Annotated in this window: 10 protein-coding genes, 1 tRNA gene and 1 pseudogene; 7 read left to right on the plus strand and 5 right to left on the minus strand. The window is 49.4% G+C overall.

The window, feature by feature from the left end; translation table 11 throughout:
* Nucleotides 1–72 precede the first annotated feature (72 nt).
* Both KKC1_RS12115 and KKC1_RS12120 read right to left on the minus strand, forming a co-directional pair.
* Nucleotides 73–390, minus strand: a complete 318-nt coding sequence (locus KKC1_RS12115) for an AzlD domain-containing protein (protein ID WP_088554705.1) — start codon at nt 388–390, stop codon at nt 73–75.
* Nucleotides 375–1,058, minus strand: a complete 684-nt coding sequence (locus KKC1_RS12120) for an AzlC family ABC transporter permease (protein WP_088554706.1) — start codon at nt 1,056–1,058, stop codon at nt 375–377. Before KKC1_RS12120 ends, KKC1_RS12115 begins: the two co-directional genes overlap by 16 nt.
* A gap of 197 nt (nt 1,059–1,255) precedes the next feature.
* On the opposite strand from KKC1_RS12120, the gene KKC1_RS12125 reads away from it, so the two are divergent.
* The gene (locus KKC1_RS12125; protein WP_192868232.1) at nt 1,256–3,214 is read left to right on the plus strand and encodes a cell division protein FtsA; all 1,959 of its coding nucleotides are present in this window, start codon (nt 1,256–1,258) and stop codon (nt 3,212–3,214) included.
* Between the two features lie 20 nt (nt 3,215–3,234).
* Here KKC1_RS12125 and KKC1_RS12130 read toward each other — a convergent pair whose 3' ends face one another.
* Nucleotides 3,235–3,594, minus strand: coding sequence for a 3D domain-containing protein (locus KKC1_RS12130; protein ID WP_088554708.1), 360 nt, complete (start codon nt 3,592–3,594; stop codon nt 3,235–3,237).
* Nucleotides 3,595–3,862: 268 nt separating this feature from the next.
* On the opposite strand from KKC1_RS12130, the gene KKC1_RS12135 reads away from it, so the two are divergent.
* The 6 genes and pseudogenes from KKC1_RS12135 to KKC1_RS17855 all read left to right on the plus strand — a co-directional run.
* On the plus strand, nt 3,863–4,390 hold the full coding sequence (locus KKC1_RS12135; protein WP_143288754.1) for a hypothetical protein: 528 nt from the start codon (nt 3,863–3,865) through the stop codon (nt 4,388–4,390).
* Nucleotides 4,387–5,016 (plus strand): hypothetical protein, encoded by a 630-nt coding sequence (locus KKC1_RS12140; protein ID WP_088554710.1) that lies wholly within the window; start codon nt 4,387–4,389, stop codon nt 5,014–5,016. The genes KKC1_RS12135 and KKC1_RS12140 overlap by 4 nt, the downstream gene beginning before the upstream one ends.
* Nucleotides 5,017–5,147: 131 nt before the next feature.
* Complete coding sequence (locus tag KKC1_RS12145; protein WP_088554711.1) at nt 5,148–7,484, plus strand: cytochrome c3 family protein; 2,337 nt, start codon at nt 5,148–5,150, stop codon at nt 7,482–7,484.
* Nucleotides 7,485–7,559: 75 nt separating this feature from the next.
* Nucleotides 7,560–7,647: transfer RNA gene (locus tag KKC1_RS12150), tRNA-Leu, on the plus strand.
* Nucleotides 7,648–7,722: 75 nt separating this feature from the next.
* Nucleotides 7,723–7,989 carry a DUF2619 domain-containing protein gene (locus KKC1_RS12155; RefSeq protein ID WP_202820069.1) on the plus strand — a complete coding sequence of 89 codons (267 nt, stop codon included), beginning with the start codon at nt 7,723–7,725 and terminating at the stop codon, nt 7,987–7,989.
* A 154-nt stretch (nt 7,990–8,143) separates the two neighbouring features.
* Nucleotides 8,144–8,329 (plus strand): annotated as a pseudogene (locus KKC1_RS17855) (DUF6922 domain-containing protein); the annotation flags it as partial.
* Here the strand turns inward: KKC1_RS17855 and KKC1_RS12160 are convergent.
* Nucleotides 8,326–8,841 carry a hypothetical protein gene (locus tag KKC1_RS12160; protein ID WP_088554712.1) on the minus strand — a complete coding sequence of 172 codons (516 nt, stop codon included), beginning with the start codon at nt 8,839–8,841 and terminating at the stop codon, nt 8,326–8,328. The pseudogene KKC1_RS17855 and the gene KKC1_RS12160 overlap by 4 nt on opposite strands.
* Before the next feature lie 11 nt (nt 8,842–8,852).
* Nucleotides 8,853–9,869 (minus strand): flotillin-like protein FloA, encoded by a 1,017-nt coding sequence (floA, locus tag KKC1_RS12165; RefSeq protein ID WP_272946675.1) that lies wholly within the window; start codon nt 9,867–9,869, stop codon nt 8,853–8,855.
* Nucleotides 9,870–9,977: the final 108 nt, after the last annotated feature.

The following is a 9,977-nucleotide window of genomic DNA, read 5'->3' on the forward strand; positions in this document are numbered from 1 at the left end:
CCTCCTTGAGCCAGTAAGCCCGGAGGCGAATGCCCCGGGCTTGCTGGCTTTTTTACCTTTATGTAACTAAATTTAAAGTAGCCGTAGGAGAACAACAGTTGCCATACCTGTTATCAGCGCAGCCATCATGCTGCGGGTTTTTACAGCCACTGCCAGAGTGGGAAAGGCGGCCAGAAGCTTAAGGTTGGAGAAGGAGAAGTCGACACGCTGGTTGACCAGCAACAGGTCTGGCAGCAAGAGGGCGCTGAGGACGGCCGGCGGAACGAAAGAAAGCCAGCGCAGAACGAGATCAGGCATTTTGATTTTACTTAACATAACTAAGGGAAGCATGCGGGGTAAATAGGTTACTATTGCGCTTCCTATAATCACCAGCATTATTTTTTTATCCATTTTTCAAGCATCACCCCTGAAGTGGCGGCCGTGATAGTGCCTAAAATAATGTACCAGTTGCCGGGTAATAGCAGAGCTAAGCCCAACGCACTGATTCCACCAACTAGGGCAACTATCAGCGTGAGCCGGTTGTTTATCTGCCCTACCAGCAAAGCAATAAACATGGCAGGGAGAGCAAAGTCCAGCCCCCAGCGAGCAGGGTTTTGTACCATACTGCCCACGGTTCCTCCCAAGAAGGAAGCAAAAATCCAGGAAGAGTGGGCAGTCAGATTTAATCCCAGGTGGTATGCCTCGCGGGCGGGAACTTTCTGAAAGTGGGAAATAGCTACGGCATACGTTTCATCAGTAATCTGGTAGGAGATGGCGGCCAATAACTTGCGGGAATAGTGGCCGACATATGGCACTAGGGAGGCGCTCATGAGTAGGTGTCGCAGATTGACGAGGAAAACGGTAAAAACAATGGGGAGCACTGGAGCTCCTGCTCCCAGGAGACTTACGGCAATAAACTGACCGGAGCCGGCGTAAACGAGGACGGACATGATGACTGTCTCCGCCAGCGAAAGTCCTGCCTGACGGGCCAGGACACCGTAAGCAAAGCCCAGAGGTAAATAACCGAGAACAATAGGAATCGCGCTGTGAACGCCAGCCACAAACTCACTTCTCTGCATGACGACCTCCTGATGAAAAAACAAGAAAATAATTAATGCACCCGGCGGGTGCGCTTATGTAATTTAAATTTTAACCACTGACCTTAATTATACAATTCTACCGGTTTATGGTCAACCGGTTTATGATCAACCAAGAGGAATTATTATTTTTGAGTCGAAATATGTGGAATATACAGGAAGAGCAGGGGGTTTGTCTTTTGAAGGGTGAACCGGTTTTTGCTCTGGATATTGGTACCCGGAGTGTGGTTGGCGTAGTTGTAGAGCGGAATGGGGAGAAAGTTAATATTCTGGGGGCCGAGTTGGAAGAACATAGCAATCGTTCCATGCTGGACGGCCAGATTCATGATGTTCCCCAGGTTACGGAAGTAGTCAAAAGGGTTAGGGCTCGCCTGGAAAAGAAAGTTGGTTTTTCCTTGGGACAGGTAGCCGTAGCTGCTGCCGGGCGCGCCTTGAAGACGGCCCGGGGAGTTGCGGAGCGAGATTGCTCGCCTTTGGAGGAGATTACCAGCGAGGAAGTCCTGGCCTGGGAAATAGAGGCGGTGCATGAAGCCCAGAAGTCTTTACTGGAACGAGACAGGGAGGCGGAAGAATATCCCTGTGTGGGTTACAGTGTGGTAAATTTTTATCTCGACGGCAGCGTAATAGGGAATCTTGTGGGTCAACACGGAAATAGGGTAGGGGTTGAGGTGCTGGCCACTTTTCTACCTCGGGTAGTGGTTGACTCCCTTTATTCCGTGCTCCAGAGGGCCGGGCTGGAAATGCATAGTTTAACCTTGGAGCCCATAGCGGCTATCAATGTAGCGGTGCCCTCCACCATGCGTCGCCTGAACCTGGCACTGGTGGATGTTGGGGCTGGAACTTCGGATATTGCTGTAACGGCTGACGGCACCATAATCGGTTACGCCATGGTTCCGGCAGCAGGTGATGAAATAACGGAACACCTGTGCCGGGATTTGCTACTGGACTTTACGGAAGGGGAGAGAATCAAGCGACTGCTGTCTAGCTCGGAAGAAGTGACCTACACCGATGCGGTGGGAGTTAAACACCGGGCGTCAAGTCAGGATTTAATCAGTTTGGTAGAACCGACAGTGGCTGAGATTGCGGGGAAAATAGGAGAGAAGATCCTGGAAATTAACCGTCAGCCTCCCCAGGCGGTAATTTGCATCGGAGGGGGTAGTTTAACTCCGGGGCTGGCTCGGAAGATAGCGGAAACCCTTAACCTTCCTCACCAAAGAGTTGCTGTGCGCGGACGAGAGATACTGGAACAGGTAACGGGTGCCTGGCGTAAGCTCCAGGGGCCTCAGGCAGTAACGCCGCTCGGAATTGCCATCACAGCTCTGGAACGAAAAAGCATGGGGTTTACCAACATTCGGGTGAACAACAGGCCGGTCAGGTTATTTAACATACGCGGAGGAAAAGTTGCCGATGCCCTGGTAGCGGCAGGGGTTAATGTCCGTAAGCTTTACGGGAGACCAGGGATGGGTATTTCAGTGATAGTTAACGGTGAAGTGAAATTCCTGAAGGGAACTATGGGGAAGGCGGCGGAAATTGCGGTCAACGGTGAACCGGCTACCCTGGATACAGAAATTTCTGCCGGCGATAACATAACGGTAAAACCGGCGGAAGATGGCAAGGATGCTGCGGGAACTATCGCCGATGTAGTGCCTGCCCTTTCCTCCAAGAAGATAGTGTTCAACGGCAAAGAAGTAGAGCTAAAACCATTGATAACCATGAACGGTGCACCTGTTTCTTACCGGACTCCGCTGGTTGACAAGGCCACTATTAACTACCGTTCTTTCGACACGGTGGAAGAAGTCTTAAACTGGTTGAAACATCCTTTGAAAGCTGGTGAACGTATTTTAGTTAACGGAAGGGAAGCCGACCTGTACCATTCAGTAGAAGATGGGGACGTGTTGGAAATAAGGTCTCCGGAGGAAGAAGGGGAGACCACTCGGGTAGTGGTTAATGGAAAAGAGTTAGCTATTAGGCACAGTCGAAATAGAGCTCCTATTCTTACGGATGTTTTCCGGCAATTGGATTTCGAACCCCATCCCCCGGAAGGGAAGAAAAAGTTTGTTCTTATTATAAACGGTAAACCGGCTACTTTTACTACTCCCTTGAAGGAAGGTGATCAAATAGAGATTACCTGGCAGTAAAAAAGAGCCTTGAGCAGGCTCTAAATATTATCTCCTCGAGTTATCACATAGACGGTCAGTTTTTTAACCCCGAATTTAAGGGCTTCTTCATGGGTAGAGAAAAAAATATCAATTCTAGGTCCCTTAATTTTCCCGCCGGTATCCTCGGCAGTAAAAACGGTATCTAATTCCGGTATATAAACTATAGCGCCTAGAGGTATTACCGCAGGATCGACGGCAATGGTTCGTCCGGGTGTGGCACGGGTGCCGGTTCTGGTTATGCCGTCTACCTTACCGGTACAGCTGAGGCACGCATCGTAGGCGGTGGCGGTAACTTCCATAGGTTCCCAGATTTGGTGGCCGGCTAACTGCCAGCGGGTGAGAACGTAAAGAGTCTCCATGTCTGGAGCCTCGACACCGAGCGCGGAAGAATTTCAATTACTGGGACTGAAAGCAAACAGTATGGTCAGGGATATGGTCATAACTATTTTTTTCATAAACAACGGTCCTCCTTATTTGTTTAGTATTCCAAAAAGGTTTGCATTTAAGCTAGCAAATTATGGTATTAAACTTCTTTTAATTTTAATTTATAGAAGGAAAACTTTGTTTTTTGGCGAAGTTAAAATAGTCGGGACAGCAAATCCAACGTTTATCCGGGAGGGACAAGGAGTGAGGAAACCGGCGCTGACAGTACTGCTGGTGCTAGTATTGGCCACTTTGTTCGTTAGCGGTTGTAGCTCCGAAAGAGTTAAGAGCGACGACGAAATTGTGAAAATATTTAAGGAGTTAGACCAGTTAGACTTTAACGCTCAAAATATTGTGGCGGATAAAGAAAGGTCAGAGCAGTTGGTGCGGGAAATTTATACCGAACCTCAATTATCTGAAGCGCTCAAGTACCTGGAAGAAATGCGCAGGAATAAAGTCAAACTGGTTCACTACAATACTGACTATAAGGAAATCAAAGTGTTGGAAAAGAGTGCAGACAGCGCCAAATTATTGGTACATGCCCACACTACGGGCGCGTATTATACTACTGATGTGCCGGAGACCAAGTTGGGCCCTCTGGATCATGAATCGAAATATGAAATAACTCTTAAAAAAATAGAAGATAAATGGAAAATTGCTTCGGTCAAGTATTTAAACCTAGAACCTCAAGAACAAACGGAAACGACTAAAGAAGGGGAATCTAAATCTTGAGAAAAAACCTTAGCTGCGGGCTGTTGCTTTTGGCGGTGGCCCTATTTTTTGCCGGTTGTAAACAACAATACGGGTTTGGAAAAACTGTTATTTACGACCATCCTAGCGCCGGGTTTTCGGTACAGGTTCCGGCCAGCTGGGAAAAGGTCATGGAAGATAAGACCAGCGTGGCCTTTTATTCTTATGAGCACCGTGTTGCGTTCAATATCTTGCTGGAAGTTGGCGGACTGGGGTATTATGACCTGGAAGGCTTGGGCGAAGAGGTGGTAAAACATTTCAAACAGGAATTGGAAGACGTAAAAGTAATCGAACAGTCAAACAGCAACGTCCAGCCTGATACCTACCGGGTAATTTTACAGGGTAGGGTCAAATCAGAAAACGGTAACGGAGAAATTATCAGCAAGGTATTCATAATTGATTATGACCCGGGTATCCGGTATTATCTGGTTTTTACCGCGGAAGCCGATGACTACTACGGGTGGGACTATGAGTTTGAAGACCTGGCCAAAACTTTTACGGTTTATAAAGACAAAAGGGACATTTACAAGCTGATACAGGAACTGGGAGCCAAGGAACTGCCGGAAGGCCATCCGGAAATTTCTGGAGATCAACGGGAGGGTGACTAGTCTCTATTTTATTCGATTTAATTTGTGAAAAAGAAAACTTTTTCTTAAAGATGGATAGGAGTTTGGTATTTTTTGTCGAAATAACCTTATGAAGAAACGAACGGTTTGCTTCTGGGCGGGAGGGGAAGCTTATGCGGAGAGCTGTTCTGGCCATTATCCTGGCCGGGTTATTGATGATGAGATTTTCGTCCGTCGCCCTGGCAGCACAGTTGAGATATAGCAGCGTTGATGAGAGCGGTAGTACCGTTGGCGGAACGGTATACGAATATTACTATACTTCTACTCCTAAAAGAGTTTACGGGAGCAGCGGATGGGAATCGACCTTCCAGGCAGACGGTACAACTGCCTATCCTTACGAAATCTACCTGCCTAACGAACAAAACCCCGCCCAGTACCGTATCCACAGCAATTACAGTAAAGACACCGATGCTTGCGCTTCTTGCCACGCCACGCATACGGCGGTAGGAGGCAGTTTGCTCCAATGGTATAGCGTTTACGAAACCTGTATGGCCTGCCATGACGGTACCGTTTCCACTACCTATAATGTACAGCAGGGCAAGCTCCCGAACGGGGCACCGACCAACGGCGGTCCCTTTGGCACCGGCAATGAGAAGTACCTTTCTTACCACAGCGTGACAGGAGCGGTTGAACACAGCGCCGCCCCGGGAGGATCCACGGTCCCGGTGGAAATTGACGGGAAAGTGGTCAGCTGGGGTATAGAATTTGGCTGTACCAGCTGCCACAGTCCGCATGGCCTGGGAGGCAACGCGCGCCTGTTGCACCCCGATCCTAACGGTGTCCAGACCCAAAAGCGGTATTCGGATTTCACCATGTATGAGCTGGTTAAGGTAGATCCAAACAGTTCGGTTCTTTATGCGGCATATCCTAAGAAGGATGACGGAACTTTCGATACCAGTGCAATGCCTTATTACATGCTGAAGACTTACCCTTATGAGGCTTTGATTTTCATAGGAAGTGAACAGGATACCAGCGCAACTATCGATAATACGCAGGGTTACAGTCTGGTTACCTTAAGCCAGGCCCCCAAAGTTGGCGAGAAGGTCTATGCTACGTTCACTCCTAGCTTGCGGGTGACGATGAGGATTCAGAACTATCTGCCTCAGACCGGGACAGAGGGGGAAAATATAACTTATACCGGTGGGATGAGCAAGTTTTGCGCCGCCTGTCATACGGATTATTATACCACCACCGGTTACGGCGGCCAATTTTCCGAAGCCTACCGGCACAAAGTTGACGTTTATTACAGCGGTTGGCAGACGGCTACCAACCTGGTCTTTGAAGAAGAAGGTATTATAATGTGCACTACCTGTCACCTGGCCCACGGGGTAGACCAGGATTACTGGCTGGAAACGTTGAGTGACGAGGGTTATGACCAGAACAATCCCCCTGAGGAGCTGGTGGGCTCATCCAACTTGAAGCGCAAGCCCAACATGGCAGTTTGCGTTACCTGCCACGGCGACAGCACCTCCGGCTATGCCCATGAGGACAGTGTTTACGACAGTGCGAATGCCACTTACAGCCAGGAGGGCGCCGAGTATGTTGGGACAAGCCAGTGTGTCAGTTGCCACCAGAAGCAGTACGAGGGTTGGCAAAAAACCCTTCACTCCCAAATGGTGCTAGATAACAGCGGGATTCTGCCGGAGGCCGAAGCGAACTGGAGCAGCGGTCCTGGTTCTGATCCTTATAATGTTTCGGTAAGTGATGTAGTCTATGCTATCGGAAGCAAGTGGAAGCAGCGGTATGTCATCTATAGCAGCGGAGACTATAAGATTTTACCGGTACAATGGTTAGTCGGAAAATCCGACTGGGAGGATTATTCAGCAGAAGAAAACTGGGATTGGAATACAGAAACATGGGAGGACACCTGTATAGCGTGTCACGTTACCGGTTACAACGCCGGTACCGAGAGCTGGGTAGACAACGGGATAGGCTGCGAAGCCTGCCACGGTCCCGGAAGCAATCACGTAAATACTCCCAGCCACATGAATGTTACTTACCCGGCAAATTTGAGCATCAGTCAGCAGACGGACCTTTGCGGTTCCTGCCATGTTCGGGGACAGAACTTGAAGTATAGTGTACGCGAAGACGTATACGGGTTCAAACCGGGAGACAGTTTGATTTCTGTTTTTGATCCGTATGAACCGCAGGGTCAGACTGATCCTTACTTCTGGCCCAACGGTGACTCCAAACTGAATCACCAGCAGTACAATGACTTTGTGCAAAGTAACCATTACCAGAAAGGAATTATCAGCTGCGTTTCCTGTCATAGTTCTCATGGCCTTAACTCGGAAGGAGTACAGTTGAAGCGCACGGCAGGGCAACTCTGCAGCATCTGCCATGATAAGGTTATGGATCTGGATCAGTACATGCCTAAGGCTGCGAAGAGCGCAGTTCCCAATGATGTCCGGGTTCATACCTTCTTTACGACCCATAATTTTAAATATTAAGTTAAGATACTAATTAGCGGATTGTATTGACTTTTGGTTATGGGTTGAATATAATAAAGAATGTCAACCACATGTGCGGCAGTGGCGGAATAGGCAGACGCGCAAGATTCAGGATCTTGTGGGTATTGCGCCCGTGGAGGTTCAAGTCCTCTCTGCCGCACCAAGTCAAGAGATGTTTTCCCCTTCTTTGTTTTATACCGGGAAGGGGATTTATTATTTTTACGGGAGTGACAGGCCTGTGAGCGAAGAACTAACGGTAAGATTGATGTCCACGCTGAGGTTATTAATCGGAATCCTTTCCCTAGTAGCGGCCTTCTTGATGATCAAATACCATACGGTTGGCGCTGCTCTCAGAATCAATGCTTTTGTTGGGCTGGTTAACCCGCTGATTTTTATCAGCATCAATATTTTGGGAATTGCCAATATGGCCGGAAAAGTATCTTTGGTTAAGTTGATTGCTATCATGGCCGGCGTAGTGTTAATATTTTACGGAACTGGTAAGTAGTTTGCTTTCCCTTACATTGATATTTAAAGTACTATCTGGTAAAATAAGGTAAGAGACATAAGGAGTTGAAATTATGAGACCAATCCCGAAAGAGTTAAGTTATGTGTTTTGGGATGTGGAGATAGCCGGGCTAGATTTGTAAAAGAACAAGCGCTTTATCATCGAGAGGATATTGGAATGGGGAACGGTGGATGCGGTTAGATGGCTGGTTCAGACGTACCGCCCGGAGGAGATTATCCAGGTAGTCAAGGACAGCAATTCCATTTCGAGGAAGACGGCGAATCTCTGGGCCAATTACTATTCTATCCCCGCATTTTCTCGAGTAGCCGGGGGTCATTAACGACCCATTTTTTGTAGGGTTCGGTACGGGTGCATGGCCCGGGGAGGGGCCAGAATTTCCGCCCAAATGATGCCTTGTACTACCGGGTTGGCGGCAGCTCTACCGGGTCGATACCTGGTAGATTGCTGCCCCACTGTTTTCATGGTCCCGTCAACCGGTAAGATTGATTTAGGGCCGCCCTCCGTGGACACGGTTCCCTCCGTGTCTTCTCCCTCGGCCAGAAGCGTGGCTGCGAGCTGTACCTCTTCACTAGGCGAAAGAGGACGGTTGGATTTTGCCCGGTGGACACCAGCAGGCTTTGCCGCCACCGGTTCAGGCTCCCGGGGTGGAGGGGAAATAGGAGGCAAAGTGTGTCCTTTGCCGGTATTCAAGTTTGGCAAACTCCCGCGGCCGTGCCGCGGGACCGCCTTGCGTTTTAATTTGGTGGAGTGCTGCTTCTGACTCTCAAAATAAGCTCTGCTGATGACAAACAAAATAAATATGGCAATCCATAGCAGTTCCAGAATAATCACCGCCTCATAACTTATGACTCTTGTTTGTCTTGCTGGGATTCTGATTCAGGGGTAGCAGTGCTTCCCTTGAACAGTTCAGGGCTTTGCTTGGCAATGGAGTCCCGCATTTGGGTATCAGCCATGATGTTTTGCATGTAGTAGTAATCCATTACGCCCATTTTTCCTTCCCGCAGAGCCTGGGCCATCGCTTTGGGGACTTCTGCTTCTGCTTCTACCACTTTGGCCCGCATCTCTTGAACCGCGGCCCGCATTTCCTGCTCTCTGGCTACGGCCATGGCCCGGCGCTGCTCCGCTTTGGCCTGGGCAATTCTTTTATCGGCTTCGGCCTGATCAGTTTGGAGTTGGGCACCGATGTTGCGGCCCACGTCTACGTCAGCAATGTCAATGGAGAGGATTTCGAAGGCAGTTCCCGCGTCCAGGCCTTTACTGAGTACGGTCTGGGAAATGCGGTCGGGATTCTCCAGTACTTCTTTATGAGTTTCCGCTGATCCTACCGTGGTCACAATTCCTTCTCCTACCCGGGCAACAATGGTTTCCTCGCCGGCGCCGCCTACCAGGCGGTCGATATTGGCCCGTACGGTTACCCGGGCTTTTACCCGCACCTCAATCCCGTCTTTGGCCACCGCGGCTACGACGGGGGTTTCGATAACTTTTGGGTTTACGCTCATCTGCACCGCTTCTAATACGTTTCTGCCCGCCAGATCAATAGCCGCAGCCCGCTCAAAGGGCAGGGGGATGTTGGCCCGTTCCGCCGCGATTAAGGCGTCCACTACCCGGTCTACGTTACCGCCTGCTAGGTAGTGGGCTTCCAACTGATTGACCTCCACATCCAGCCCGGCCTTATCGGCTTTGATCAGCGGATTGACGATTTTGGCCGGCGGCACCCGACGCAAGCGCATTCCCACCAGGGTAAAAATACCTATCTTGACCCCGGCAGCTAGGGCGGAAATCCACAGGCCTACAGGAATGAAACTGAATAAAAATATGATAAGCAGTAAAAGAAGTATCAGCAGGATCAAAGAACTCATTCCCAGTAAAGTTGTCAAGGGGATAACCTCCTTACCGTTCCGCCTTTCATAGAAAAATATCTCTACTCAAGGCTTCCTGCTTCCACGACCGGGTGCTCGTAGACCAGT

The organism is Calderihabitans maritimus (assembly GCF_002207765.1).
GTDB classification, from domain to species: Bacteria; Bacillota; KKC1; order Calderihabitantales; family Calderihabitantaceae; genus Calderihabitans; species Calderihabitans maritimus.

Bases quoted from the DNA above. Each gene is read 5' to 3' on its own strand.
- KKC1_RS12115 (WP_088554705.1), bottom strand. From the start codon at position 390: ATGGATAAAAAAATAATGCTGGTGATTATAGGAAGCGCAATAGTAACC.
- KKC1_RS12120 (WP_088554706.1), bottom strand. From the start codon at position 1,058: ATGCAGAGAAGTGAGTTTGTGGCTGGCGTTCACAGCGCGATTCCTATT.
- KKC1_RS12130 (WP_088554708.1), bottom strand. From the start codon at position 3,594: ATGGAGACTCTTTACGTTCTCACCCGCTGGCAGTTAGCCGGCCACCAA.
- KKC1_RS12145 (WP_088554711.1), top strand. From the start codon at position 5,148: ATGCGGAGAGCTGTTCTGGCCATTATCCTGGCCGGGTTATTGATGATG.
- floA (WP_272946675.1), bottom strand. From the start codon at position 9,869: ATGAGTTCTTTGATCCTGCTGATACTTCTTTTACTGCTTATCATATTT.